Annotated in this window: 25 protein-coding genes; 9 read left to right on the top strand and 16 right to left on the bottom strand. The window is 39.0% G+C overall.

Translation table 11 applies throughout. The annotated features are described in order from the left end of the window. Nucleotides 1-10 precede the first annotated feature (10 nt). The 3 genes from trpS to rpe are packed head-to-tail and all read right to left on the bottom strand — an operon-like array spanning nt 11 to nt 2,396. Nucleotides 11-1,015: a tryptophan--tRNA ligase gene (gene trpS, locus DC53_RS14795; protein ID WP_033028840.1), complete on the bottom strand. Its 1,005-nt coding sequence runs from the start codon at nt 1,013-1,015 to the stop codon at nt 11-13. A gap of 32 nt (nt 1,016-1,047) precedes the next feature. Continuing rightward, nucleotides 1,048-1,713 carry a phosphoglycolate phosphatase gene (locus tag DC53_RS14800; protein ID WP_033028839.1) on the bottom strand — a complete coding sequence of 222 codons (666 nt, stop codon included), beginning with the start codon at nt 1,711-1,713 and terminating at the stop codon, nt 1,048-1,050. Continuing rightward, a complete protein-coding gene (gene rpe / locus DC53_RS14805) occupies nt 1,713-2,396 on the bottom strand; it encodes a ribulose-phosphate 3-epimerase (protein ID WP_033028838.1) in 684 nt (227 codons plus the stop codon). Before rpe ends, DC53_RS14800 begins: the two co-directional genes overlap by 1 nt. A gap of 216 nt (nt 2,397-2,612) precedes the next feature. Between rpe and DC53_RS14810 the strand changes: the two genes are divergently transcribed. Continuing rightward, nucleotides 2,613-2,912 (top strand): hypothetical protein, encoded by a 300-nt coding sequence (locus tag DC53_RS14810; RefSeq protein WP_007378665.1) that lies wholly within the window; start codon nt 2,613-2,615, stop codon nt 2,910-2,912. A gap of 4 nt (nt 2,913-2,916) precedes the next feature. After that, nucleotides 2,917-3,102 (top strand): DUF2970 domain-containing protein, encoded by a 186-nt coding sequence (locus DC53_RS21610; RefSeq protein WP_081824543.1) that lies wholly within the window; start codon nt 2,917-2,919, stop codon nt 3,100-3,102. Here the strand turns inward: DC53_RS21610 and DC53_RS14815 are convergent. The 9 genes from DC53_RS14815 to DC53_RS14855 form a co-directional block, all read right to left on the bottom strand. Continuing rightward, nucleotides 3,047-3,916 (bottom strand): Dam family site-specific DNA-(adenine-N6)-methyltransferase, encoded by an 870-nt coding sequence (locus DC53_RS14815; protein WP_007378664.1) that lies wholly within the window; start codon nt 3,914-3,916, stop codon nt 3,047-3,049. The genes DC53_RS21610 and DC53_RS14815 overlap by 56 nt on opposite strands. A gap of 53 nt (nt 3,917-3,969) precedes the next feature. Next, entirely contained in the window at nt 3,970-5,268 is a 1,299-nt protein-coding gene (locus DC53_RS14820; RefSeq protein ID WP_033028837.1) for an AAA family ATPase, read from the bottom strand. Beyond that, nucleotides 5,269-6,339 carry a 3-dehydroquinate synthase gene (gene aroB, locus DC53_RS14825; protein ID WP_033028836.1) on the bottom strand — a complete coding sequence of 357 codons (1,071 nt, stop codon included), beginning with the start codon at nt 6,337-6,339 and terminating at the stop codon, nt 5,269-5,271. It abuts the gene before it with no gap. 26 nt (nt 6,340-6,365) lie between these two features. Then, nucleotides 6,366-6,884, bottom strand: a complete 519-nt coding sequence (aroK, locus tag DC53_RS14830; RefSeq protein ID WP_006793103.1) for a shikimate kinase AroK — start codon at nt 6,882-6,884, stop codon at nt 6,366-6,368. 184 nt (nt 6,885-7,068) lie between these two features. Then, nucleotides 7,069-9,162, bottom strand: a complete 2,094-nt coding sequence (locus tag DC53_RS14835) for a type IV pilus secretin PilQ (protein ID WP_033023843.1) — start codon at nt 9,160-9,162, stop codon at nt 7,069-7,071. Beyond that, on the bottom strand, nt 9,149-9,685 hold the full coding sequence (locus DC53_RS14840; RefSeq protein WP_007378658.1) for a pilus assembly protein PilP: 537 nt from the start codon (nt 9,683-9,685) through the stop codon (nt 9,149-9,151). The genes DC53_RS14835 and DC53_RS14840 overlap by 14 nt, the downstream gene beginning before the upstream one ends. Beyond that, a complete protein-coding gene (locus tag DC53_RS14845; RefSeq protein WP_007378657.1) occupies nt 9,682-10,287 on the bottom strand; it encodes a type IV pilus inner membrane component PilO in 606 nt (201 codons plus the stop codon). Before DC53_RS14845 ends, DC53_RS14840 begins: the two co-directional genes overlap by 4 nt. Next, on the bottom strand, nt 10,277-10,849 hold the full coding sequence (locus DC53_RS14850) for a PilN domain-containing protein (protein WP_007378656.1): 573 nt from the start codon (nt 10,847-10,849) through the stop codon (nt 10,277-10,279). The genes DC53_RS14845 and DC53_RS14850 overlap by 11 nt, the downstream gene beginning before the upstream one ends. Beyond that, nucleotides 10,837-11,916: a pilus assembly protein PilM gene (locus tag DC53_RS14855; protein ID WP_007378655.1), complete on the bottom strand. Its 1,080-nt coding sequence runs from the start codon at nt 11,914-11,916 to the stop codon at nt 10,837-10,839. The genes DC53_RS14850 and DC53_RS14855 overlap by 13 nt, the downstream gene beginning before the upstream one ends. A gap of 131 nt (nt 11,917-12,047) precedes the next feature. Here DC53_RS14855 and DC53_RS14860 point away from each other — a divergent pair, with 131 nt between their 5' ends. Further along, complete coding sequence (locus tag DC53_RS14860; RefSeq protein WP_033028835.1) at nt 12,048-14,549, top strand: penicillin-binding protein 1A; 2,502 nt, start codon at nt 12,048-12,050, stop codon at nt 14,547-14,549. A gap of 45 nt (nt 14,550-14,594) precedes the next feature. Here the strand turns inward: DC53_RS14860 and metL are convergent, their stop codons facing one another. Both metL and metB read right to left on the bottom strand, forming a co-directional pair. Continuing rightward, entirely contained in the window at nt 14,595-16,940 is a 2,346-nt protein-coding gene (metL, locus tag DC53_RS14865) for a bifunctional aspartate kinase/homoserine dehydrogenase II (RefSeq protein ID WP_033028834.1), read from the bottom strand. Between the two features lie 5 nt (nt 16,941-16,945). After that, nucleotides 16,946-18,193 (bottom strand): cystathionine gamma-synthase, encoded by a 1,248-nt coding sequence (gene metB / locus DC53_RS14870; RefSeq protein ID WP_033028833.1) that lies wholly within the window; start codon nt 18,191-18,193, stop codon nt 16,946-16,948. Between the two features lie 199 nt (nt 18,194-18,392). On the opposite strand from metB, the gene metJ reads away from it, so the two are divergent. Next, nucleotides 18,393-18,713, top strand: coding sequence for a met regulon transcriptional regulator MetJ (gene metJ, locus DC53_RS14875; RefSeq protein ID WP_007378651.1), 321 nt, complete (start codon nt 18,393-18,395; stop codon nt 18,711-18,713). Between the two features lie 72 nt (nt 18,714-18,785). On the opposite strand, the gene DC53_RS14880 is transcribed toward metJ, so the two are convergent. Continuing rightward, nucleotides 18,786-20,027 (bottom strand): malic enzyme-like NAD(P)-binding protein, encoded by a 1,242-nt coding sequence (locus tag DC53_RS14880; protein ID WP_033028832.1) that lies wholly within the window; start codon nt 20,025-20,027, stop codon nt 18,786-18,788. A gap of 523 nt (nt 20,028-20,550) precedes the next feature. Beyond that, nucleotides 20,551-20,766 carry a 50S ribosomal protein L31 gene (gene rpmE / locus DC53_RS14885; RefSeq protein ID WP_007377245.1) on the bottom strand — a complete coding sequence of 72 codons (216 nt, stop codon included), beginning with the start codon at nt 20,764-20,766 and terminating at the stop codon, nt 20,551-20,553. Between the two features lie 232 nt (nt 20,767-20,998). Between rpmE and priA the strand changes: the two genes are divergently transcribed. The 5 genes from priA to DC53_RS14910 all read left to right on the top strand — a co-directional run bounded on the left by priA (nt 20,999) and on the right by DC53_RS14910 (nt 26,108). Then, on the top strand, nt 20,999-23,185 hold the full coding sequence (gene priA, locus DC53_RS14890) for a primosomal protein N' (RefSeq protein ID WP_033028831.1): 2,187 nt from the start codon (nt 20,999-21,001) through the stop codon (nt 23,183-23,185). A 20-nt stretch (nt 23,186-23,205) separates the two neighbouring features. Next, complete coding sequence (locus tag DC53_RS14895; RefSeq protein ID WP_007377247.1) at nt 23,206-23,733, top strand: SPOR domain-containing protein; 528 nt, start codon at nt 23,206-23,208, stop codon at nt 23,731-23,733. Nucleotides 23,734-23,812: 79 nt separating this feature from the next. Beyond that, nucleotides 23,813-24,331: an ATP-dependent protease subunit HslV gene (gene hslV, locus DC53_RS14900; RefSeq protein WP_002958366.1), complete on the top strand. Its 519-nt coding sequence runs from the start codon at nt 23,813-23,815 to the stop codon at nt 24,329-24,331. An 11-nt stretch (nt 24,332-24,342) separates the two neighbouring features. Beyond that, nucleotides 24,343-25,671: an ATP-dependent protease ATPase subunit HslU gene (hslU, locus tag DC53_RS14905; RefSeq protein ID WP_007377248.1), complete on the top strand. Its 1,329-nt coding sequence runs from the start codon at nt 24,343-24,345 to the stop codon at nt 25,669-25,671. Nucleotides 25,672-25,733: 62 nt separating this feature from the next. Then, complete coding sequence (locus DC53_RS14910; protein WP_007377249.1) at nt 25,734-26,108, top strand: gamma-butyrobetaine hydroxylase family protein; 375 nt, start codon at nt 25,734-25,736, stop codon at nt 26,106-26,108.

Here is a 26,108-nt window from a genome sequence, read left to right as displayed (position 1 = left end):
TTTAATAAACTTACCCGCGAGGAATAAAACCAAGCGCATCGTATACCGATTTCAATGTTTTCTCAGCACGTACACTTGCTTTTTCAGCACCTGACTTCATTATGCCATCAAGTAGGTTTTGATCTTCTCTGATTTCTTTAAAGCGTGCTTGAATTGGCTCAATCATGTTGACAATTGCATCGGCAGTGTCTTTTTTCAGGTGGCCATACATTTTATCTTCATACTCAGGCACTAGGTCTTCAATTGAACGTTTAGTTGCAACACTCAATAAAGTAAGCAAGTTTGATACGCCAGGCTTTTCTGTGCGATCAAAATAAATACGTGCTTGTTCATCTGAATCAGTTACTGCTTTTTTAAGCTTTTTCACAATTTGTTTAGGCTCATCTAATAACATGATGTAACCATTTGGGTTTTCGTCAGACTTAGACATCTTTTTAAGTGGATCTTGCAAGCTCATTACGCGTGCACCAAACTGTGGAATGTACGGTTCTGGTAATTTAAATACGTCGCCATATAAATTATTAAAGCGTGTGGCTATATCGCGAGTCAGCTCTAAATGCTGCTTTTGGTCATCCCCTACTGGTACTTGATCAGCTTGGTATAATAAAATATCCGCAGCCTGTAATACCGGATATGAAAATAAGCCCACGTTTACGTTATTTGCATGCTTAGATGACTTGTCTTTAAACTGAGTCATTCGATTAAGCTCACCCATTTGCGCGTAACAATTTAATACCCATGCTAACTGTGCGTGCTCAGGTACTTGTGATTGTACAAATAACGCAGATTTTTCAGGATCAATGCCACATGCCGCGTAAAGAGCAATACCATCTAACACGCGAGAGCGCAGTAATTCAGGCTCTTGGCGAACAGTAATAGCGTGTAAGTCTACTAACATAAAGAAACTTTCGTGGTCTTCCTGTAACTTTAGCCACTGGTTAATAGCGCCAACATAGTTGCCTATTGTCATACCACCGGTTGGCTGAATGCCGCTTAAAACTACTGGTTTACTCATGATTTTCCTTTATTTTGCTTAATGAATAATATTTAACGCTGCGTTAGAACAGGTATTATATCTAAGAAGTTATCGCATAGGTACTGTGGATTGTAATCCTTAAGATTTTCACCTTGGTTATAGCCATAACTAAGTGCAATTACGTCTATATTAGCGGCTTTAGCTGCAAGTATATCGCTTTTAGAATCACCTATCATTATTGCTTTATTAGGCTCCGCATTTAGTTTTTTGCAGGCAAATAGCAATGGTTCTGGCGACGGTTTTTTTGCCATGTCGTCACCGCATACAATCACATCAAAATGACTCGTTAGTGCCAGTTTATCGAGTAGTTTTTCTGTAAATATTCGAGACTTATTAGTGATTAGTGCTTTTGGCATACCACGAAGTGCTGCAAGCCCAGTTTCCACGTGTTGGTACAGCACACTATACTCACCAACTTGTTGTTCATAGTGCTTATAAAACCGTGATATTGCTTTATCACTAAGTGACTCGTCTAAATGTTCACTCACCTGCATATCGCCACTCAAAGCACGCTTAACGAGTACTTCTATGCCATTACCTACCCAGCTTTCAACTAAGCGTTGGCTAACGATAGGAAAAGCGAGGTCACTCAAGGTTAGGTTAATTGCAATATACAAGTCGTAAACGCTATCAACCAAAGTACCATCTAAATCAAATAAGGCGACGTCGTACTTCATTATTTTACACTTCCAAGCTGCTCACGCATTTGATCAATCACCACTTTGTAATCAGGTTGGTTAAAAATAGCGGAGCCTGCCACAAACATGTCAGCGCCTGCTTGTGCTGCTGCTGCAATATTATCGACTTTAATGCCACCATCAACCTCTAAGCGAATATCTCGACCCGATTCAATAATGCGTTGCTTAGCTTGGCGTAATTTTTCAAGCGTATGAGGGATAAAGCTTTGCCCGCCAAAACCTGGGTTAACCGACATTAGTAAAATGGTATCTAGCTTATCAATAACATGATCTAAGTAACTTAGACTCGTTGCAGGGTTAAACACTAAGCCTGCTTTACAGCCATGATCTTTAATTAACTGTATTGTACGATCAACGTGTTCACTGGCTTCTGGATGAAAAGTAATAATTGATGCGCCAGCCTCTGCAAACAGTGGAATAAGACTATCTACAGGTTTAACCATTAAATGTACGTCGATAGGTGCTGTTATACCGTAATCTCTGAGTGCTTTACACACCATTGGGCCAATTGTGAGATTAGGTACATAGTGATTATCCATCACATCAAAATGAACCACGTCAGCACCCGCATCGAGTACTTTATCAACATCTTCGCCTAGTTTTGCAAAATCAGCGGACAATATAGAAGGGGCAATTAAATATTTTTGCTCTGGGTTAAACATGATTAACTCCATCAATAAATAGTATATTTCGTTAATGTAACTTAATTAATGAAGTTACCCAAGAACGGATAAAAGATAATGATGGATCCCTAAAATTAAAAAGAATAGTTAAGTTATTATTTTTAATAATTATTCACTATTATCTTAAATATTTAAGTTTGTTATTTAACCAACCTTTGGTATGATTAAAAAAGTAACAAATAATTAGGCCTACATATGCGAGCTTTTAAAACAGGGATATTAATTGCATCGGCATTATTGTTTATTGGGGCGTTTAGTTTCTCTCCAAATTCTGAGCCAGAAATTAGCTCAGTAAATAATTGCCATTATCAAAATCTATCTGTGGTTTCTAAAAATACTGCAGAAGTGTGTATTAAGATAGAAGAGGATTCATCTTGGGTTTCGTGGATTACTGGTGATAGTAGAAGTGCGCAGTTTCATTATTTAGATTTATTAGAACTACTTACCAGCTCAGATGATTCGAAAAAAGCGCCATCTTTAAATCCTCTATTTTAATATAATGCTGCAATTTTTTAGCGCGTTACAAAGTGTGCTAGCAGCATTTTTTGGCGTTCAATCAGAAAGCAAACGCAATTCAGACTTCAAAAAACACTCTCCATATTCAATAATTATAATTGCGATTGTGCTTTTTATAGTTTTTGTATTTTCGATTTACGCGATTGTTGCTTTAGTGGTAAATACATAGCCATTAACTCATCTACTTTATTACGAGAACCGCCTTTAGGGCTAATAGTCCGCTTTACTTGAATTTGATCCAATGATGCCTGGCTATAAATCTTTCGTGTCCATACTGTATCGTGGTTAGATATAAGTACTGGTGTATTATTTTCAAATGCTGCCCGCTCTGCCAAATTAGCTAAGTTAGCCTGATCATCTAAATTAAAGCCACCCTTTGCATAAGAGGTGAATGATGCAGTTTTACTTAAGGGTACATATGGCGGGTCGCAATAGATAACTGCATTCTCGGGTACCAATTTAAATACATCATCGTAATCTAAACAGGTGAAAGTTGCTTGCTGAGCTTTCGCGGCAAAAAAATACATTTCTTTTTCAGGAAAATAAGGCTTTTTATATTTACCGAAAGGCACATTAAAAATACCTTTTAAGTTGTATCTACACAACCCGTTATAACCATAGCGGTTCATGTACAAAAATAACATTGATCGCTCATATACATCGCGGCTTTGATTAAACTGTACACGATACTCATAGTAAGCGTCAGGATGGTTATTCAAATCAACAAATAGCTTTTTTGCATCACTAATAAACTCATCTGGTGAATTTCTTAGTTCTTTGTATAAGTTTATTAAATCTGCATTTATATCATTAAGAATATAATGTTTAAAATTACTATTTAAAAACACCGATCCAGCACCAACAAAAGGTTCAACCAAAGTGTCTGCATGCTTGCTTGCTTGGTTTAGTCGCGCGTTAATATCATCAACGAGGCTGTATTTTCCGCCAGCCCATTTAAGGAAGGCTCTACTCTTTTGCTGCATTGGCTCTTTACTTCAATCTGGTGTTACGCGATTTTACACTAAAGCGATTTAATTTACTGATCAACTAGTGCTATTTCTTGTTTTATTTTGCTAATTTTTTTATAAAAAGGTTTATTTTTTAAAATGTCAGAAGGCAATGTTTTCATTGCCAATTTTGCATCCTCTAAACTCGCAAAATTACCAAACGTAACTACCCACCAAATTTTGTTGTTTCTTTTAGTTTGATAAGTATAGGCCTCACCTTCCAGTTCATATTTAGTCATAAACTCAATACTAATTTGCTGCTGTGTTACGGCTAATAACTGAATTACAATGTGGTGAGTAGGCTGTTGTAAGTACCAATTCTTTTCAACATCTGATTGTTCATTCTTCACTTGCGGTTTAGGTGGCTCTTCAGCTATTTTTATATTTGTAGCTAACCGTTCCGTTTTTACGCTCGTTTTTTTTAAGCTTTGCATAATTGCGGGCACATCATTCTGGTGCTCTTTAAGCTTCGTCTCGTTTATTACATCTGGAAGTATTTGGGGGATAGGCGCTTCATTAGGAGGCATGAGTCGATTACTTACTTCGCTCACTGGAATGGCTAACGTTAGCAACTCAGGTTGCTCCTGCTGATGATATTGCTGCCACCATTGCGTCATATTTGATTTATACAATAAACCTATAATTAAGAACATTATTATCAACAGTAAAGTTAATAAGTGTAATCGCCACGATACTTTATCTTTAACTGTAAAATCTGCCACATGTTCAGTGGGTTGCCATGCCAACAATAAACTAGGATTCCCTCGAGCTTCAGACAAAAAAGTCTGGAAAACAGGATCCTCGTCATAAGGAAGAGCAGTGAAGTACCAACTCATAAGCTGCTTACTTTCTCGTAGACTTAAAGGCTCTAAATAAATTTCAACAACATCATTAAAAAACAGTTTTGATTGTGAAGCGACCATAATATACAAGGTACTTGGACTCATTTTAGCCAATGACTCAAGCTCAATGAGTATTTCTTCTGAGAGATGTCTACCACCGTCAAGCACCCACAAACAAGGCCCACATGTTTGCTGTTGAAGCAATTGATAATAGTTTTCAGATAAGCTTAAGTTATGATCCACCAAAGGAGCATTAAAGCTTTGTTCTAATAACTGACTCATAAGCTGAGTATCAGTCATTTTTCCTGTTACTTGTACAAAAGCTTTATTGAAGTCATTATATTTATCGGTAATGAAGGTTTCGAGCATATAACTTTTACCTAGCCCTGATGTGCCAAGTAAAACGATAAGGTTTTGCCCGTATTCAAATTGCAATGCGATTCTATCCACCAAAGCCGCACGGCTTGGTAAAATTTGTGACTGCATTTATTGCTCGATTAAGGCTCGAACTTGGTCGTCAGATACATCATCAACTAATGCGCATTGACCAAATTGGGTTGGTAAAATAAACCGAATTGTACCTTTTTTATTCTTTTTGTCTTTACGCATATGCGTTAAAAACTGCTCGCTTGTCATTTCTGTAGGTATTTTAGTTGGTAAGTTATATTGCGTAATAACATCAATAATACGTGCCACTTCATCAGCACTCAAGTCTTTGCGTGTATGAGCAAGTTGTGCGGCAAGCACCATTCCTGTTGCAACAGCTTCACCATGTAGCCAAATACCGTAACCCATCTGCGCTTCAATCGCATGGGCAAATGTATGACCCAGATTCAAAAGTGCCCTAAGGCCTTGCTCTTTTTCATCTTGAGCAACAATTAAAGCTTTAATTTCACAACATCTAAAAATAATATGCTGTAAACACGCTTCATTTAATTGCTGTAAGTCTTTTACGTTTTTTTCTAAATAACTAAATAATTCAGTATCATAAATCAATCCATATTTTATAACCTCAGCCATACCGGCAGCAAACTCTCTTGCTGGTAGCGTATGCAAAGATTTGGTATCAATAAAAACCGCTTGTGGCTGATAAAATGCCCCAATCATATTTTTACCTAAAGGATGATTTACAGCTGTTTTACCACCAACTGATGAGTCTACTTGCGATAACAATGTGGTTGGTATTTGAATAAATGGCACACCGCGTTGGTAACATGCAGCTACAAACCCAGTTAAGTCACCTATAACACCACCACCTAATGCAATTAAGCACGTATCACGACCGCAGTTATTTTGGAGTAAAAAAGCAGATATTTTTTCAAACCATTCTAGTGATTTGTATTGCTCACCGTCAGGTATGACAAAAGAGAGTGGTTTTAGCTCAGCTAACGAATCAAGTAGCCCTTGTAGATATAAAGGTGCAACTGTGTCATTAGTAATGATGATAGGCCGACAATCACCAATGTAGTGAATTAGGCGGCCATTATCTTGAAGTGCAGATTGACCAATATATATAGGATAACTTCGCTCGTCCAAATTAACAGTTAATTCAAGCATGCTCAGTCTTCCTTTATTATTGGTTTTTAAAAATCTAATTTCTCGATGATTTGGTTAGCAACAACTTTAGCGCTTTGCTCATCAGTGCGTACAACAAAATCAGCCACTTCTTTATATAACGGTTCGCGTTCTTCTGCTAAGCGCTCTAGTACATCACGAGGTGCTTCTTCAGTTTGCAGCAATGGGCGACGCTTGTCGCGTTGTGTGCGTGCAACTTGCTTTTCTATAGGTGTCTCTAGGTATACTACTATACCGCGAGCAGAAAGCTTGTTTCGAACTTCTTTACTCATTACTGAACCACCACCAGTTGCAAGTACAATACCTTGCATCTCAGTTAAGTCGCCAATAACAGATTCTTCACGAAGTCTAAAGCCTTCTTCACCTTCAAGATCAAACACCCAGGCAATATCTGCACCGGTACGGCGTTCGATTTCTTGATCAGAATCAACAAATTCAAGGTGTAATTGATCGGCAATGTGACGACCAATTGTGCTTTTTCCAGCCCCCATGGGGCCAATTAGAAATATATTACGTTTCTCAGCCATATCTTTTAGTACAAACGAACTCTAAAATTTGAAATAAAACCCCGCCTAACGACCTGGCCCCAAAATTAAGGAGGGGATTATCTCAGTAATTGCTGGGGTATTTCAAGTCAATTAGAATAAAAAGCCATATAACGAGCAATTAATCTGAATAATCGCCCATTGGTTAACAAAAATACGCCTAATTTTAGTCTATTTGTATTTTTGGTGTTACAAAAATAAGTAATTCTCTCTTTTCGTTAAACTCACTTGTACTCTTAAACAGCCTTCCTAAGTACGGAATATCACCAAGTAGAGGTACTTTTTTAGTCGAATTTATGATTTGCTGCTGAAAAATACCGCCGAGCACGATTGTTTGCCCATTTTCCACTAGCACTTGTGTCTGAATTTGCTGAGTATCAATTGCAACAGCTGGCCCAGTTCCTGTTTGAACTGTATCTCCTCGCGTATCTTGAGTAATAATTAAATCCAAAATAACTTTATTATCAGGAGTTATATGAGGGGTTACTTGTAAACTCAGTACTGCTTTTTTAAAGCTAACCGTTGTCGCACCACTAGAAGCTGACTCAACATAAGGGATTTCAGTACCTTGCTCTATTCGTGCTTGTTGTTGGTTTGCAGTAGTAATACGAGGGCTCGCAATAATCTCACCTTTGTTTTCTTCCTCAAGAGCTGTTAACTCTAAATCAATCAAAGTACCGTTAGCTAACTTGGCGATATGCATGCCGATACTTGCTGATGGGTTTGTCACGGGTAAATTCACGTTTAAACGATCAGAGATATCAGGAATGATACCATTTGATATTGTATTAGCGCCTTCAAGTGTACCTGATATGCCATCACTGCCCTGCTGGTCGCTAAACCCCCAGCGCACACCTAAATCTTCGGTTACATTATCACGCACGGTTACCATACGTGATTCGATTACAACCTGTCTAACCGCTATATCAAGTGTTTCGACCATGCGTCGCACGCTCTCAATACTTTTGGCCGTATCTTTGAGTAATAATGTATTAGTACGCTTATCAACAGATACGCTACCACGTTGAGTGATAATACTATTTGTATCTGTTTTTAATAAATCAGCAAACTCTTCTGCTTTTGCGTAGTTTAAACGAATGTATTCACTGTAAAGCGGCTCTAAGTTTTCTACGTTCTGCTTTGCTTGTAAATCTTTAGCTTCACGTGCAGCAAGCTCTTCTGATGGCGCAACCATCAAAATAGAACCATCCATACGCTTGTCTAAGCCTTTAATTTTAAGAACAACATCAAGCGCCTGATCCCAAGGCACGCCATCTAAGCGTAATGTAATATTACCTGTCACCGAGTCACTAGTGACTAAATTAAAATCATTATAGCCCGCTATGATTTGTAACACTGCACGAACAGAAATATCTTGAAAATTTAATGTCATTAGGCGGCCTTGGTAATCTTTACCGCCATCTAAATATGCATTTTGCGTTTCGTCTCTTTCCACCGTTAAAGTAAGAATATTATCTATTTGTTGGTAGGTAAAAGTAAAAGCGGCATTTGGTTCAATAACAACGCGGCTTAATCCATCTTCTTTAAAAGTTTCAATGCTGCTTACTACGGTGCCAAAATCGAGCACATCTAACTCATACAGTAAGTCATCTAAAATATCTGTATGATGAAAATCAGCAATAATTTTACCACCACTTTCATGCACTTCTATTGCGGCTTGCGTATCTTGTAAGAACACCAGTATTTTTGCCTCGCCCTTCTCCCCCCGACGAAAGTCAATAGACTGAATCCGATTGATATAATTTCCAGACACTGCATCAGAGCTAGTTGCTTCATCATCAACGTCTTGCTCTGTTAATGGGTTATCAGAAACACGTAAAGACACTAAATTATTATTAACTTCCGTCTCATAGATTTTCAAACGAGTAAGATTTATTGTTACTTTTAATCCCTTATCAGTAAGTACATTAGTAACATTGTTAATGCCAGCTTGGTTTACCTGTACATTTTCAAGACCTTGCTCTAATTGTGCCGAATCAAACATCATTTCAATTCGTGCCGGGCTATTAAATACTTGTATTTTTGGTTCTTGCGTTAACTTTTCATCAAATACCAGCTGCAACTCGGTTTCACCCTTGAGTAATGGGTTATAACGAATATCATAGAGCAACGGCGCTGCAATAGCTGAATTGGCTATAACCAGAGCTAAAGTTGCAAATAGTGCTCGTTGAATACGATTGTGCCAAAGTACACCCTTATGCATTTTGTTCTTACCTTTTTTGTTATTAACCTGCGCCATTGGTTGCCGCCTCTAACATTTCTAATTTAGTCAGGCGCTCTTTCCAACAACCAGACCCATCTGGGATTAATTCTATTAACTCAATATAATCATTATTTACTGATTGTACTTTGCCATCATAGCTACCTAAATAATTACCGACTGTAATACGATGTAAAGTATCGTCTGTAGCTGTAATGAGCGCCCAAGCTTGTCCACTTGATCCGATTGTTCCTTTCATAGATAAATTATCCAGTGGGTATTTTTCTAAGGTTTCACGTTGGCGTTCAGGATCCGGATGTAAACAATTTTTAACTTGAGTTAATTTGTTTTGGATTATTTCAGGCTGCGGGGCCACAAAAGGACTCCTTAGCTGCCCAGCGTTATATTCAAAATGCTCGAACTTTGTTAATTCAGGAATTGCTTCAACTCTAGCAGTCGTACTCGCTTTAACTTGATCTATAAACTCTTTTTGTTCTGAGGTATCGTCGTTACAACCACTTAGCAGGAGAGCAACTATAGGAATAAAGGAAAAATGCTTCACTTTACCTCCCCTTCTTCATAGCGATAAGTTTTTGCCACCACACTAAATGTTAACTGCTTTTCGCCTGAGGATGAAATAGAAAAGTCATGTAAGCTCACAATACGCGGCAATTGAGCCACTTTTCCCACAAATTCACCAAACTCATGATAAGTACCTACAACCTCTATTTTAATAGGTAGCTCAGTATAAAATTCTTTTTCAACTTCTGGCAGCCAGCCAATCTTTAAAAAAGTTAAACCACTTGTAGTTCCCACATAAGATAAATCATCTAACAAACCAGGGGTTTCATTTGAGGTAGGTAAACGCTTTAATAATTGAGAAAATTTCTCCTCCATTTTAAGCATTTGTTCACGATAAATATCAAGCCTGCTGGCTACAGCATATTTGGTACGATAAGTTGTCCGTAATTCAACTTCTTTTGTAACCGCATTATGGTAACTATCAATTTCATCAGATACCAATAAGCTATAACTAAAAAACAGCACTAAAGCAGCAACAAATGTAGCGCAAATAACCTTAACAGCAATTGGCCATTCGCCAATATTATCAAGTTCAATCTCATTCCAATCAATATCACTAAACGCTTTTAAATCAAGGTTCATTTGGAACCTCACCAATTTTATCAAATGGTTTAACGTAAAACTCCATATTGAAATCACTAAGTAAACGAGAAGATTGATTGCCAGCAACAATGCCTTGCATTGTTGGGCGCTCTAATAAATATGAGTTTTGTACTTCTCTAAGCATGTTGGAGAGGCGGTTATTTGATTCACTGCGCCCTAATACATGAATTCTATTGCCTCGACGTTCTAACTTAGTTAAATAAACACCAGCGGGGACTATTTTAGCAACTTCATCCATTATTTGAGTGCCTAAGTTACGACTGCTCTGTAATTCTTCAATTAGGTGCATACGTTGTTGTAAGTTTTCTTTCCTATAATCTAAATCTCTAATATCACTAATTTTCTTATCTAATAGACTAATTTCTGAACTGAGGTAGTTATTTTTTAAATTCTGTCCATCCTTCAAAGCAGTATAGAACGAGTTCAATACATACATACTTGCAAAACAAACAATAACAACAGCAATTAAAATAGTAACAAATTTCTTTTTTGACTCTTCGCGTTGCAATTCACGCCAAGGTAATAAATTTATATGTGGCATGATGAAAAATTCCTTAATGCCAGTCCTGTCGCAATAGCAAACTGTGTTCTATGGCGTTGCATTACATTACGGTCTACCTTGGGAGAAATCTCCATATTCGTAAACGGTTCTACGACAATGGAGTGGATACCAAGTTCTTCTATTAATAAACGATCTAGCCCATTTATCATGGCCGTTCCACCGGTTAGAACAATATAATCAATTTGGTCTTTACCGCTGGTAGTCAAAAACATCTGTACCGCTCGACGTACTTGTTGAAGTAATGATGTTTGAAAAGGAGCAAGTACTTCAAAAGTGTAATTTGGCGGAAGATCACCCGATGTTTTTCCAATTTCAGCTTCATCGAACCCTTTATTATAGTAAGCAACAATACTATTGGTATATTGATCGCCGCCAAAAACTTGATCGCGGGTATATATTGTTTCACCGGCTTGTACAACACTCACCAACATCAACACAGCACCAATATCAACTACAGCAACACACTTATTAAAGGCATCGCTTGGTAACTGCTTGTAATAAACATCCATCGAGCGGCTCAATGCATAGCTTTCTACATCAACAACTTTCGCTTCTAAATTGGCAACTTCTAAAGCACCAACTCGCGCTTCGACACTTTCTGTGCGGGCTGCAGAAAGTAACACATTCATTTTACTTGGATCGGCTTCATTTGTTGATAATTTTTCAAAATCTAAGCTAACTTCATCAAGGGGGTATGGAATAAGACTATCAGCCTCAATTTCAATTTGTGATTCAAGTTCAGCGTCAGTTAATGACACATCCATAAAAATAACTTTAGTAATAACTGTTTGGCCAGAGACGGCTACAGCAGCAGATTTTAGTGATTTTGGTAACTTTCTTTTTAATTTTGATATTACATTACCAATTGCTTCAATATCTTGAATAATACGTTCGCTCATTGCGCCCTTAGGCATTGGTTCAATCGCTAATGCTTCAAGACGAAATCCAGTTTCAATTTCACTTAAAAGTACCGCCTTGATAGAGTGCGATCCAATATCAATTCCTACCATCATTTTTGACGGCTTTTGAAATAGTTGACTTAGCATGTTTGAAACTTGGCCTTTGTTTTAATAATAAACAAGTTATAATTTTTATCTTAAAAAATATTATTCATTTTTTAATCAATATATACTAGCAGTCTCCATACATAATTGGGAGTCCATTTAGGGAAATATAAGTGATTTTATTAAAACGAACTTTACAATTTTTTATCATTTGCACATTACTTGGGCTGATTACTTTAATCAGTCTTTATTACTACGTTAAACCTGATATTCCAAGTGTGCAAGTTTTAAAAGATGTGCAATTACAAACTCCTATGCAAGTATTCACTAAAGATGGCCTTCTGATCAATCAATTTGGTGAAAAAAGACGGATCCCTGTAACGATTGACGAAATACCAAAACCTTTAATAAATGCATTTTTAGCAACTGAAGATAATCGTTTTTATGACCATGTGGGAATAGACCCTATTGGTATTGTTCGTTCTGCATTGGTTTTGATTTCAACAGGCGAAAAAAAGCAAGGTGCAAGTACAATAACAATGCAGCTAGCTCGAAACTTCTTCTTAACTCGTGAAAAAGCTTATATTCGTAAAGTTAAAGAAATTTTTATAGCGCTTCATATAGAAAATTTACTAACGAAAGACGAAATTCTTGAACTCTATTTAAACAAAATAGAACTAGGTAACCGTGCTTTTGGTATTGGCGCTGCTGCACAGGTATATTACGGAAAAGAATTAAAAGATCTTACACTTGCCCAAATGGCGATGATTGCCGGCTTACCCAAAGCGCCATCAGCCTTAAACCCGATCCGTAACCCAACTCGCGCAAAATCTCGTCGCAATGTTGTTCTTGGCCGCATGTTAACAGAAAACTACATAACACAAACACAATACAACGATGCCATCAGCCAACCTATTACAGCTTATTTTCACGGTGCAGAAATTGATCTGTATGCTCCTTATATTTCTGAAATGGTGCGTGCAGAAATGGTGGCACGTTACGGAATCGATAAAGCCTATAACTCAGGTTATAAAATATTTACTACTGTTGAGTCACAAGTTCAAAAAGCGGCACAAACAGCACTCATCAATAATTTACACAATTATGATATGCGCCATGGTTATAGAGGCTCTGTTAAAACGTTGTGGGATCCAGAAACACAGCCTGTATTTAGCAAGTCTCAAATACTCAGTGAGCTAAAATCTGTAAATGAGTTTGGCCAATTAAAAGCGGCCGTTGTAATCGCAGTGAATGACAAAACAGCTGATGTATTACTTAAAAGTGGCGAGCAAACCACACTAACTTGGGATAACCTAAAGTGGGCTCGTAAATACATCACGCGTTATCGTCAAGGCTTTGCACCTAAAGCAACTAATGAAATACTCGCACCCGGCGAACAAATTTGGTTACGTAAAAATACCGACGGTAGCTATTTACTTAGCCAAATTCCTGAAGCATCTAGTGCCATCGTTTCTCTTGACCCACAAAATGGGCGCATTAAAGCGATTGTGGGTGGTTATAGTTTCGAACAAAGTCAATATAACCGAGCAGTACAAGCTAAGCGCCAAGTAGGCTCTAATATAAAACCTTTTATTTACTCTGCTGCACTGGAAAAAGGCTACACCTTAGCCTCAATATTAAACGATGCACCAATTAACCAATGGGATAAAAGCCAAGGCGTTGCATGGCGACCAAAAAACAGCCCCGCTGTTTATAATGGACCTATTCGTATTCGTCGTGCTTTGGCACAATCTAAAAACGTTATTTCGGTGCGCTTGTTACGCGGAGTTGGACTACAGCGTACGGCAGAGCACCTACTAAAATTTGGCTTCAAAAATTCAGATATTAATCGCAGTGAATCACTTGCGCTTGGTAGCGCTTCTATTACGCCGCTTGAACTTGCACGCGGTATGAGTGCTTTTGCAAATGGTGGGCATTTAATAGAACCCTACTTCATTTCTGAAATTCAGGATGCTTATGGTGACGTGTTATTTAAAACAAACCCAACAGAAGCTTGTGACGATAGCGATAGCACATTAAGCGTATTGAACAACGATGTAACAATGCAGAATTTCGAAACTGAAAAGCAACAAGAAAAAAAATGCGCACCACGGATTATCTCTAAACAGAATGCATTTTTAATTGCTGATGCAATGCATAGTGGTATTTGGGGCGGTGGTAGTTGGGCACATAAAACAGGCTGGAGCGGAACAGGCTGGCGTGCTCAAGCATTAAAGAGACGCGATCTCTCAGGTAAAACAGGCACGACTAATGACTCAGTAGATACTTGGTTTAGTGGCTTTAATCGTAATGTACTAACGTCTGTATGGGTTGGGTTTGATAACCCCGGTAACTCGTTAGGCCGCTCAACATATAATAACAACCTTGATAGCAGTCAAATCTCAGGGGCAGAGTCAGGGGCTAAAACGGCGCAACCAGCATGGATTGAGTTTATGAAAGTGGCACTTGAAGATGCACCAGAAGCGCCTATAGAACCACCCGAAGACTTAGTATCTATTCGTATTGATTTAGCAACAGGTTTACTGAGCCACAAAAACGATTACACAAGCCGCTTTGAATATTTTGACAAAGGTACAGCCCCAACTAAGTATGTACTTTCCCAACCTACCGATATATTTGAGGAAGATACAAAAACAGAAGAAGAGCTATTTTAAATAGCGTTAAATAAAAACGGCAGCCACTTTAGGCTGCCGTAATGTTTACCTTAAATTTTGGACCAGCCAATACAAATCAGAATGTACACCCGCTGCAGTGACCTCTTTACCAGCACCAGGGCCTTGGATAACGAGCGCGTTATCGCTATACCACTTACTATTTATAACAAAAATATTATCTCCTGGCGTTAAACTAGCCAAAACATCACTTTGTAATACATACGCGATACCGACTTTCGCTATTACTTCATTTTCTGCGATTTCGAGCAAGCCTGTATAACGAAGCACCGAATTTTGTGCCTTAGCTCTCTTTGCATGCTCTTGAATAAAGCTATCTAACTGGGACTTTTTACTTAAAAAATCATCCCAACTCCCTTGCGCAAGTTCATCAGGCATCAATGCCGAAAGACTAATATCCTCAAGATTTAATTCAACCCCCAACTCTCTGGCTAAAATAAGCAATTTTCGCTGCATATCACGCCCAGATAAATCCTCGCGAGGATCGGGCTCCGTAAAACCCATTTTTTGCGCTTCAAGCACTAAATCTGAAAATATAATCGAACCATCATACTTACTACACAACCACGATAACGTTCCAGAAAATACGCCCTCAATACGTGTTATTTTATCGCCACTATTTTGTAAATCAGCAAGCGCAAAATTAATGGGTAAACCAGCCCCCACACTGGTGTTATAACGCCAATGTAAGTTGCGTTCAGAGATACTTGTACGTAGTGCTTTATACCAATTAGTAGGAGCTGTACCTGCATACTTATTAGCGCTTATTAAATGACAATCCATTTCTACAAAATCAGGATATAACCGGCTAAACTTTTCACTCGCTGTTATATCTACAATCACTTTATGTTCGTAATCAAGTTCATCAATTGCATTTAATAATGTTTGGTTTTGATAATCAGACGCTTCAAGTTGAAACTGGGTTTTCCATTGCGATACACCAATCCCATTAGGATTAAAAAGCATTTTTTGAGAGCGCACTAAGCCAACAAGCTTAATACTAAAGTCATCTGACAAGCGCTCAACTTGAGTAGATAACTGTTCAATAAACACCTCACCTACATTACCAAGTCCAGCGACTATTAAAGCAATTTCCTGCCCTTTGTTAATCAGCTTATCGTGTAATATGCTAAGTATATCGCTATCAATCACTTGATCAGTAAGTAATAAAATATAGCCGCTATCTTGGTGTGCAAATCGTGGTTCAATCGCATGTGCATTTAATAAATTAATCGCCAATAAGTGCAATTTACTAATATCTTGCTCTGACGCAATCACAGCACACCCGTGTAAGCTCGATTCGTTAATATTAGCTCGACCTTCAAAATAGCTAATAACCTGATGCGTCGAAATAGCTGGCACAACTAAGTACGTCTCACCATTTTGACTAAAGTGATGCAAGCTATGCTGAATAAGCTGACTCACATGCGCAATATCTCCTTCACTTAAGTTTTCAACTATTAATAAATCAATATTTTGTAACGTTGTTATAAAGCGCTTTTGCTTGGCACTACCTTCTTTAACGATGTCAGTAGAGCTAGCTTGTACATCAAAGCTACTTCGTACTGATAATTTTATATCCGTATTTTTAAGAGGAGATAATGTTTTAGCATGCAATACGGGGTTACCTAGTCGTGCTAACAAATTGGCCTGTCCACGACACACCTTCGCGTATTTAATCGCTTTACTAACTTTACGAGGGTCGGTACTAAATACACCTTGTGTGTCAGTCCAAATACAGACTTGTTTTGCATGACAATAATTAGCGAGTAAGGTCGCACTATAATCACTTCCATTACGACCAAGCGTTACAGTATCCCCTGCTGTATTAGCTGCAATAAATCCAGTTACAACGTTAATTTTATTATGCGCAATTAAGTTTGCGCACTGTTGAGTATTTTGTTCATGTAATAACTGCCCATCATTTAATGTAAATAAAGCGCGCGCATCGTGAACACACGCATCAGCATTAAGCTCCTGCAGGTAAGCAGCGAGTACGCGTGCTGACCATAACTCTCCATGAGCAAGCAATTGGGCTTCTTGTAGCTGCCCTGTTTGCGCTAACAGCGTTATTGTTGATAGCTCTTCATTCAATTTTTTTAGAGCGTTACACTTTGTATTAGCTTGTAATAACTGCTCTATTAAATCTATTTGATGATTATTTAACTGTAATAAAATATCAGCAATTACATGTGTATCTTGCTGCTGGTAACTTTGCCATAACTTAACTAGTGTATCGGTTGTTTTCCCAGCTGCTGATACCACAACGCAATCACCAGGTTGTGTGTGCTCTAATATAATACCCGCAACACTTTTGTAACGCTGTGCTGAACTTAAACTCGAACCGCCAAATTTATGTATATTTTTAGTCATGTTAGTTACCAAAGCGCGGGGTAAGCGGCACTTAACTTAGCATCACCGCTCGATGTTCCCGCACCTTTAGTTAATCGATTTGTATTGTTTTTTCTGCCAGGTTTTACAAGTGTAAATACACGTTCAAGATCTGCTAATAAATCTTCAATGTCTTCTATTCCGACAGAAACACGAATAAGCGTATCACCAACGCCGGCTTCTAAGCGCGCTGTTGCATCCATCCCTGCATGCGTCATGGTCGCAGGGTGGCATATTAAGCTCTCAACGCCGCCTAGCGACTCAGCTAAACTAAAGTTATGTAGACTAGTTAAAAATGCCGCTGCATCGTTTATGTCGCCTTTAATATCAAAGCTAACCATGCCACCAAAACCAAGCTGCTGTGCTTTCGCTAATTCATGTTGGGGGTGCGACTCAAGCCCAGGGTAATAAACTTGGCTAACGAACTCAGATTCTTCGAGATACTGAGCTATTGCTAATGCATTTTCTTGATGCTGCCTTAAGCGCACATTTAAAGTACGTAAACCACGAAGCGTTAAATAGCTATCAAAAGGTGCCCCTGTGATACCAATGTTATTAGCCCACCAAGCAAGCTCGTCGCCGATCTCTTGTGTTGCAGCAATAACAGCACCGCCCACTACATCTGAGTGTCCGTTGATATATTTAGTGGTTGAATGCACCACAATATCTACACCAAACTTAATCGGATTTTGTAAAGCAGGCGATAAAAATGTATTGTCAGCGGCCACCAGTGCGCCACACTGCTTAGCAATATCAGTAACCGCTTTAATATCAGTTAAACGTAGTACAGGGTTACTTGGTGTTTCAATCCAAATGAGTTTTGGTTTAATTACTAATATTTTTTGAAGACTTTCTGGTTTTGTTAAATCTAAAACCTCAAGTTTTAGCAAGCCACGCTTTTGCAGGGACGTAAATAAACGGTAGCTTCCACCGTAGCAGTCGTGTGGGATCACTAACGTGTCGTCGTGATTAAGCAGCTGAGTTGCTAAGTGTACAGCCGCCATGCCTGTGGCTGTAATTATGCCGCGTACTCCCCCTTCGAGTTCAGCAAGGGTCTCAGCTAAGATATCGCGGTTAGGATTACCGCTGCGGCCATAATCATATTGGCGTTTAGTATCAAAATCGGCAAACGAATAAGTAGTCGATAAATAGATTGGCGCGACCACTGCACCGTGGTGTTTATCGGCTTCAACGCCACTACGGACCGCAATGGTTGCTTTGTTTTTTTCGCTCATATTCGTCACCTGATTAGTTTGGATGTTTAGACGTCTAAAAGAGTAGTTTATTCAATTTGAGAAGTCAAAACATTTAAACAGCTAGATGGCCAAACAACTAGTATTTGACTATCTTTTTTAAATCGATAGAATTTCACGCATATTCACACGCATTTTAGCGCATGTGAGCAATTAATAATCTGAGGCAACGATACATCTTATGGCTAAATGGAATGGTGAGTATATTCACCCATACGCAGAACACGGGAAAAAATCAGAACAAGTTAAGAAGATCACCGTTTCGATCCCACTGAATGTATTAAAGGTATTAACTGACGAACGTACTCGTCGTCAAATTAATAACCTGCGTCACGCAACAAACAGTGAGCTACTATGTGAAGCGTTTTTACATGCATTTACAGGTCAACCTTTACCTAATGACGATGACTTACGTAAAGACAACGCTGAAAAAGTACCAGAAGAAGTGAAAAAAATAATGCAAGAAATGGGGTTAGAAGTCCCTGTTTTAGATGACGAATAAATAGATAAAGTAAAATAAAAAAACCTCAGTAATTACTGAGGTTTTTTTATGATTAAATTTTACGGTATAGATTTACTGCATATAGCTTTCTGGCAAATCAATTTGTGCCACACCCGACTCAACAGCAGCAAGAGCAACCGCTCTTGCTATACGTGGTAATAAACGTGGATCCATCGGTTTTGGAATAATATATTGAGCACCAAATTCCAGCTTCTCAACACCGGCAGCTTTTAAGACCTCAGCTGGTACAGGCTCTTTTGCAATGCTACGAATCGCTTCTACTGCTGCTATTTTCATTTCATCGTTAATTGCACTTGCGCGCACATCTAGTGCACCACGAAAAATAAACGGGAAACACAAAACATTATTCACTTGGTTTGGATAATCAGAACGCCCTGTCGCCATAATTAAATCGCTGCGTGCGCTGTGTGCAAGTGCGGGATCAATTTCAGGGTCGGGGTTTGAGCACGCAAACACAACCGGCTTATCAGCCATCAGTTTTAAATCATCGGCTGCTAACAAATTAGGCCCAGATACACCAACAAATACATCAGCATCGGCAATAACATCTTGTAACGTACGCTTATCCGTATTGTTAGCGAATAGTTGTTTGTACTCGTTTAAATCATCACGACGAGTATGAATAACGCCTTTACGGTCAAGCATGTAAATGTGTTCACGCAGTGCACCACACTTAATTAACAGTTCCATACAGGCAACGGCAGCCGCACCAGCACCTAAACATACTATAATAGCCTCTTCTATCGATTTCTCTTGCACTTCAAGTGCATTCAACATACCAGCGGCTGTTACAATTGCAGTGCCGTGTTGATCATCATGAAAAACCGGAATACTACAGCGCTCAATCAATGCCTTTTCAATTTCAAAACACTCTGGGGCTTTAATATCTTCAAGATTAATACCACCAAATGTATCGGCAATATTAGCAACCGTGTTAATAAAGTCTTCTGTTGTTTTATGCTTCACTTCGATATCAATAGAATCAAGGCCTGCAAAGCGCTTAAATAACAGCGCCTTGCCTTCCATTACAGGCTTTGATGCCAATGGGCCTAAATTACCCAAGCCCAAAATTGCAGTACCATTAGTGATAACTGCAACCATATTACCTTTACCGGTATATTTATAAGCATTTGCAGGATCAGCAGCAATTTCACGCACAGGTTCAGCAACACCTGGGCTATATGCTAAAGCTAAATCTTGAACCGTTTCGGCAGGCTTGGTTAGCTCAATGCTGATTTTTCCTGGAACGGGATGAGAATGGTAATGTAGTGCTTGTTCACGAAAGTCTGACATAACGCGATTGTATCCTGCAATTTAAGTTAAAGTGAGAGGTGTTGTCTGGGTTACGATACCCTTATTATTTTTAAATTCCAAGCAATATCAGGTCTATCCTGTTATATGCTAGATTCATTAATTTTAAGAGGTTTTTCAGTAACTTTGCGAAGATATAGCGACATTTCATAAATAGAAATTCATATAAAAAGCATTTTTAGAGGTACTTTTAGCCGCGAGCCATTTTCTCTAAAAACGACTATCAAATTTTTAGTATAAATAACTATAAACAGCTTAATAGTCTACTTTAAAAACATTTATCTTCACGTTAGCTACATTTAACAACTTAGTTAAAAAATGAACACTTCAAAATATAGAGACTATTACGTACTTTGTCTGCAAAGGTTTATGCATACTCAGAATAAGAACAAGAAATAGTTATGCAAAGGAGATAACGTATAAATAGGCAGGAAAAGCACGTAAAGATAAATTTCAGGCACAAAAAAAGCACCCTAAGGTGCTTCTTTTAACTAAATAGCAAAAATTACTTCTTGCTACCAAGTGCACCGAAACGCTTGTTGAAACGATCAACACGTCCGCCAGTGTCTAAAACTTTTTGCTTACCAGTGTAAAACGGGTGACACGCAGAACATACGTCTAAGTGAATGTTTTTACAAAGAGTAGAGCTTGTTTCGAATTCATTTCCGCATGAACATGTTGCTGAAATTACTTCGTACTTAGGGTGAATACCTTCTTTCATAGAAACCTCTAGTTAAGGCCGCATCGCTCTCCAAACCCGTAGTTTGGTACCATACGTCGTTAAAACAAATTTGTTGGTGGCGGATTTTATCCAACAACTACCGAGCACACAAGGTTTAATTATAATTTTTTGCTAAAAAAGTAACCAAATAATAAAATGACTATAATTTGCTAGTAGGTTTTTAACTGTATATTTAGTACATTACACCATTAATTTTATTGGTTGAGTTGTTATGCGTTTTGTTGAAGTTGCTATTAAAGTCCCATTACCGCGCACCTTTGATTATAAAGTAGATGAACAGCTCTCAGGCTTGGTTTCTGATCTGAAGCCCGGAATGCGCGTTTTGGTACCCTTTGGTAATCAGCGTAAAGTGGCTGTTATATTAGCAGTAAAAAAGAGTACTGAAGTACCCGAGAGTAAAATTAAAAGCATTTTTGAAGTTATCGACGATACCCCAATATTATCTAGCGAACATTTAGATCTCCTTAGTTTTACAGCGCGTTATTATTGTTACCCACTCGGCGAAACGATTCATATAGCTCTGCCTAGTGCACTACGCCAAGGTGAATCACCAGACAAAACAAGCATTAACATGGTAATGCTTACCGAAAAAGGCGCTAAAGTACCGTCATTAAAAGCTAAAACTCAACTCAACTTATTAAAGCAGTTATCACAATCAGGTAAGTCATCGTTAACCGAACTAAAAGCACTTGGCTTTAGTAAAAAAACAATAGATAGCCTCATTGCTAAAGAACTCATCACACAAACTATCGAACACGATAACCAATGGCAAAGCGTTGCGCCAACCGTCGGTAGTAAACCTGTACTTAATAAAGAACAAGCAGTGGCCTGTACAGCAATCAATCAAAGTACCGGTTTTAGCAGCTTTTTATTAGAAGGCGTAACGGGCAGTGGTAAAACTGAAGTGTATTTACAGTGCTTAGAAGAAGTATTAAAACGTGGCGAGCAAGCCCTCGTACTCGTGCCCGAAATCGGCCTAACACCGCAAACGGTAAACCGTTTTCGTCGCCGCTTCCCAGATACACCTGTTATGCTTTGGCACTCAGCACTTACCGACAACGAACGCCTACAAACATGGCGATTTTGTGAAAAAGGCAGTTGTGCGATAGTTATTGGCACACGTTCGAGTATTTTTCTGCCATTTTTAAAACTCGGTATGATTGTTGTTGACGAAGAACACGACTCGTCATTTAAACAACAAGATACCCTTCGTTACCATGCTCGTGATTTAGCCGCTTATAGAGCTTTTCAGCATAAAATTCCGCTTATATTAGGCAGCGCCACACCCGCGCTTGAAACGCTCCACAAAGCACTTAATAACAAATATCAGTTATTAAGCTTAACCGAGCGCGCGCAAACAGCCACCGACAACCAGTTTAAGTTACTCGATATGAAAGGTCAGCCCGACCAAGCAGGTATTGCACATGCTAGCCTTGCCACTATGCGACAACATTTAAACCGCGGTAAACAGGTTATGGTGTTTTTAAATCGTCGAGGTTTCTCACCCACTCTTATTTGCCATGAGTGTGGCTGGCTAAGTGAATGTAAACGCTGCAGCACCAGCGCCACTTTTCACAAAGCGATTGGGCAAATGATCTGCCATCACTGTGGCGACCAGTACCCTGTTCCTCACCAATGCCCTGATTGTGGCAGCACGCAAATATTTCCTAACGGCAAAGGCACAGAGCAAATTGAAGAATTTTTATCAACCGAATTCCCTGATACACCCGTTACTCGCATAGACCGCGATTCAACTCGCCGTAAAGGTAGCCTTGAAAAGGCACTCGATGAAATTAACTTAGGGGGGGCGCGTATTTTAGTAGGCACACAAATGCTTGCTAAAGGTCATCACTTTGCAGATGTAAGCCTCGTTATAATTTTAGACGTTGATAGCGGGTTATATTCATGCGATTTTAGAGCGACAGAGCATTTAGCACAGTTAGTTACTCAGGTAGCTGGTCGTGCAGGACGTTCAGGGGAGCCTGGCCAAGTATTATTACAAACACACTTTCCAGAGCACCCACTTTTACAAGACTTAGTTAATAACGGTTATCAGGATTTTGCCCGTTTTGCCCTTAGTGAGCGCGATGATGCGGACTTACCACCCATTACAAATATGGCCATTGTCCGTGCACAAGGACATAGTATTAAACTAGTCGTCGATTTTTTGACGGATTTGGTTCCTGTGAATGGGGTATCTGGTATACAATTGCTCGGTCCGATCCCTGCACCTCTTGAAAAAGTCGCAGGTATGTATCGCTTTCAATTACATATTCAAGCGCAAGATCGTCGCATATTACATCAGTACCTTGCGCAAATGGTTGATTATTTAAGCTCAAGCAAACTTGCACAAAAAGTGCGCTGGAGCTTAGACGTAGACCCTATAGACATGATTTAGGTTAAGGCCAAAATAACGCTATGGCACAGCACGATTACATTAACAAAAAACCAGCAAATAGAAAAAACACTAAAAAAGCACCCACTAAAAAACCATTTCCAATTTTTTTAGTGAGCATTGCTATTTTACTTGTAGGTGGTTTCGTTTACGGATTATGGTTTATTAAAAGTAATGCCGATCCAAAACTTGTCGAAAAGCAAGCTCACCCAACTGCGCCTGAAAAAGTAGAAGTTGTTATTCCACGCACGCCGGAATTTATTAAAGAAATTAGAAACCACGAGATTCAAGTTGAAGTAAAAGAACTTGAGCAAAAAGGTCCTTATGTTATGCAATGCGGTTCGTTCAGAACTCATGCACAAGCTGAATCGTTAAAAGCTAAAATCGCATTTGCAGGGCTCATTTCTGAGATAAAACAGGCTGAAGGCAGCAATGGTACTTGGTATAAAGTACGTTTAGGCCCTTATAAAACCAAACGCCAAGCCGAAAGCGATAAAAACAAACTTAAACGTGTAAAAATAGTCGGCTGCGGAATTTGGGGCTGGACTTGAAAATAAACCATTCACCCATATAACCTCATCATAATCGTTTTTTACGAGCTGCCTCTGCAGCTCGATGATGAGGAATAACATGACTACTATCGTAAGTGTTCGCCGCGGCGACAAAGTTGTAATTGGCGGCGATGGCCAAGTGTCCCTTGGTAACACCGTAATGAAGGGCAACGCCCGCAAAGTTCGACGCCTTTATAATGGCAAAGTAATCGCTGGTTTTGCCGGCGGTACTGCTGATGCCTTCACTCTTTTCGAACGCTTTGAAAGCAAATTAGAAATGCACCAAGGAAACCTAACTAAAGCCGCAGTAGAAATGGCTAAAGATTGGCGAAGTGACCGTGCACTTCGAAAACTCGAAGCGCTGCTCGCTGTAGCAGACGAAACAGCCTCTTTAATTATTACCGGTAACGGTGATGTGGTTCAGCCAGAAAACGACCTAATTGCAATTGGCAGTGGTGGTAACTTTGCCCAATCAGCAGCAACAGCCTTATTAGAAAATACCGACTTAAGCGCTCGTGAAATAGTAGAAAAAAGTTTAACTATTGCAGGCAACATCTGCGTATTTACTAATAACTTCCAAACAATCGAAGAATTATAATAGGAACTATTATGTCTGATATGACCCCAAGAGAAATTGTTCACGAGCTAGATCAGCATATTATAGGTCAGGCTAAAGCTAAAAAAGCAGTAGCTATCGCGCTTCGTAATCGCTGGCGTCGTATGCAATTAAATGAAGATTTACGCAGCGAAGTAACACCAAAAAATATTTTAATGATTGGTCCAACCGGCGTAGGTAAAACAGAAATTGCACGCCGTTTAGCAAAATTAGCGAATGCGCCATTCATTAAAGTAGAAGCTACTAAGTTCACTGAAGTTGGCTATGTTGGTAAAGAAGTTGAGACAATCATACGCGATTTAGTCGATGTATCAATTAAAATGACTCGCGAACAGCAGACTAAAAAGTTTAAACATCGCGCCGAAGAAGCAGCAGAAGAGCGCATTTTAGATGCCCTTTTACCTCCTGCAAAAGACCAATTTGGCGAAAGCCAACGCGACGATAATTCATCAACACGCCAAACATTCCGTAAAAAGCTACGTGAAGGTCAGTTAGATGATAAAGAAATTGAAATCGATTTAGCACAAGCACAACCAAACGTAGAAATTATGGCGCCTCCTGGTATGGAAGATATGACCAACCAGCTACAAAGCATGTTTCAAAACATGGGCGGCGATAAGCGTACTAAACGTAAACTAAAAATCAAAGAAGCCTTCAAACTATTAACGGAAGAAGAAGCCGCTAAATTAGTAAATCCTGAAGAGCTAAAAGAACAAGCTATTTTTGCAGTAGAGCAAAACGGTATTGTGTTTATTGATGAAATAGACAAAATTTGTAAGCGCGGCGATTCTTCAGGCCCTGATGTGAGCCGAGAAGGTGTTCAGCGCGACTTGCTACCGCTAATTGAAGGCTCAACAGTAAACACTAAACACGGCATGGTTAAAACTGACCATATGTTGTTTATTGCCTCTGGTGCGTTTCAGATGGCAAAGCCATCAGATATGATCCCAGAGCTACAAGGTCGCTTACCGATTCGAGTAGAACTTGAAGCACTCACTGCAGATGACTTTAAACGCATCCTTACAGAGCCTCATGCATCGCTTACTGAGCAGCAACGCGAGCTACTTAAAACTGAACAGGTATCAATTGAGTTTAGTGATGATGCAATTGAGCGTATTGCTAAAGCCGCTTGGCAAGTTAACGAAAAAACCGAAAACATCGGTGCTCGTCGTCTTCATACTGTAATGGAAAGATTGATGGAAGAGATTTCATACGATGCTTCTGAAAAAGCAGGTTCGTCTTTAGTAATCGATGCCGCTTATGTTGAAAAACACTTAGGTGCACTTGTTGAAGATGAAGACTTAAGCCGCTTTATTCTATAAAACGAATATAAACGTTATACTAAAAGCCTCCATATTGGAGGCTTTTTAATGGGATATATTAAATGAAACACGTAACAAAAGTGCATTACCACAGTGTGAGTAAAAACCTAGATGTTTACTTTGATGATGACAGCCAAGCCGTCTTTAGCTGTGAATTTTTACGTGTTCACTCCCCTTCTGCTGAAGTGCAAGGCCATGGCTCTGGTCCAATGAAGCTAGTACTTAATAAGCAAGATGTAGGAATAAAAAGTATTGCACCTGTTGGACACTATGCCTTGCGCTTAGATTTTGATGATGGCCATAATAGCGGGTTATTTAGCTGGCACTATTTTGTAAAACTGCAAGAGCAGCACGATACATTGTGGGCTGAATATTTAGAGCGTGTAATTGAGCTCAAGCAAAGTAAAGACAGTGTACCAATAAAGTTTATTCCTTAA

Origin of the sequence: Pseudoalteromonas fuliginea, from assembly GCF_000690055.1 — a bacterium.
GTDB lineage: Bacteria > Pseudomonadota > Gammaproteobacteria > Enterobacterales > Alteromonadaceae > Pseudoalteromonas > Pseudoalteromonas fuliginea.
The sequence above is the reverse complement of the archived record's forward strand: the minus strand, read 5'-3'. Positions and strand labels throughout refer to the sequence as shown.

Coding starts and splice junctions, on each gene's coding strand:
- trpS (WP_033028840.1), bottom strand. CDS start 1,015: ATGAGTAAACCAGTAGTTTTAAGCGGCATTCAGCCAACCGGTGGTATG.
- DC53_RS14800 (WP_033028839.1), bottom strand. CDS start 1,713: ATGAAGTACGACGTCGCCTTATTTGATTTAGATGGTACTTTGGTTGAT.
- rpe (WP_033028838.1), bottom strand. CDS start 2,396: ATGTTTAACCCAGAGCAAAAATATTTAATTGCCCCTTCTATATTGTCC.
- DC53_RS14810 (WP_007378665.1), top strand. CDS start 2,613: ATGCGAGCTTTTAAAACAGGGATATTAATTGCATCGGCATTATTGTTT.
- DC53_RS21610 (WP_081824543.1), top strand. CDS start 2,917: ATGCTGCAATTTTTTAGCGCGTTACAAAGTGTGCTAGCAGCATTTTTT.
- DC53_RS14815 (WP_007378664.1), bottom strand. CDS start 3,916: ATGCAGCAAAAGAGTAGAGCCTTCCTTAAATGGGCTGGCGGAAAATAC.
- DC53_RS14820 (WP_033028837.1), bottom strand. CDS start 5,268: ATGCAGTCACAAATTTTACCAAGCCGTGCGGCTTTGGTGGATAGAATC.
- aroB (WP_033028836.1), bottom strand. CDS start 6,339: ATGCTTGAATTAACTGTTAATTTGGACGAGCGAAGTTATCCTATATAT.
- aroK (WP_006793103.1), bottom strand. CDS start 6,884: ATGGCTGAGAAACGTAATATATTTCTAATTGGCCCCATGGGGGCTGGA.
- DC53_RS14835 (WP_033023843.1), bottom strand. CDS start 9,162: ATGGCGCAGGTTAATAACAAAAAAGGTAAGAACAAAATGCATAAGGGT.
- DC53_RS14845 (WP_007378657.1), bottom strand. CDS start 10,287: ATGAACCTTGATTTAAAAGCGTTTAGTGATATTGATTGGAATGAGATT.
- DC53_RS14850 (WP_007378656.1), bottom strand. CDS start 10,849: ATGCCACATATAAATTTATTACCTTGGCGTGAATTGCAACGCGAAGAG.
- DC53_RS14855 (WP_007378655.1), bottom strand. CDS start 11,916: ATGCTAAGTCAACTATTTCAAAAGCCGTCAAAAATGATGGTAGGAATT.
- metL (WP_033028834.1), bottom strand. CDS start 16,940: ATGACTAAAAATATACATAAATTTGGCGGTTCGAGTTTAAGTTCAGCA.
- metB (WP_033028833.1), bottom strand. CDS start 18,193: ATGAGCGAAAAAAACAAAGCAACCATTGCGGTCCGTAGTGGCGTTGAA.
- metJ (WP_007378651.1), top strand. CDS start 18,393: ATGGCTAAATGGAATGGTGAGTATATTCACCCATACGCAGAACACGGG.
- DC53_RS14880 (WP_033028832.1), bottom strand. CDS start 20,027: ATGTCAGACTTTCGTGAACAAGCACTACATTACCATTCTCATCCCGTT.
- rpmE (WP_007377245.1), bottom strand. CDS start 20,766: ATGAAAGAAGGTATTCACCCTAAGTACGAAGTAATTTCAGCAACATGT.
- priA (WP_033028831.1), top strand. CDS start 20,999: ATGCGTTTTGTTGAAGTTGCTATTAAAGTCCCATTACCGCGCACCTTT.
- DC53_RS14895 (WP_007377247.1), top strand. CDS start 23,206: ATGGCACAGCACGATTACATTAACAAAAAACCAGCAAATAGAAAAAAC.
- hslV (WP_002958366.1), top strand. CDS start 23,813: ATGACTACTATCGTAAGTGTTCGCCGCGGCGACAAAGTTGTAATTGGC.
- hslU (WP_007377248.1), top strand. CDS start 24,343: ATGTCTGATATGACCCCAAGAGAAATTGTTCACGAGCTAGATCAGCAT.
- DC53_RS14910 (WP_007377249.1), top strand. CDS start 25,734: ATGAAACACGTAACAAAAGTGCATTACCACAGTGTGAGTAAAAACCTA.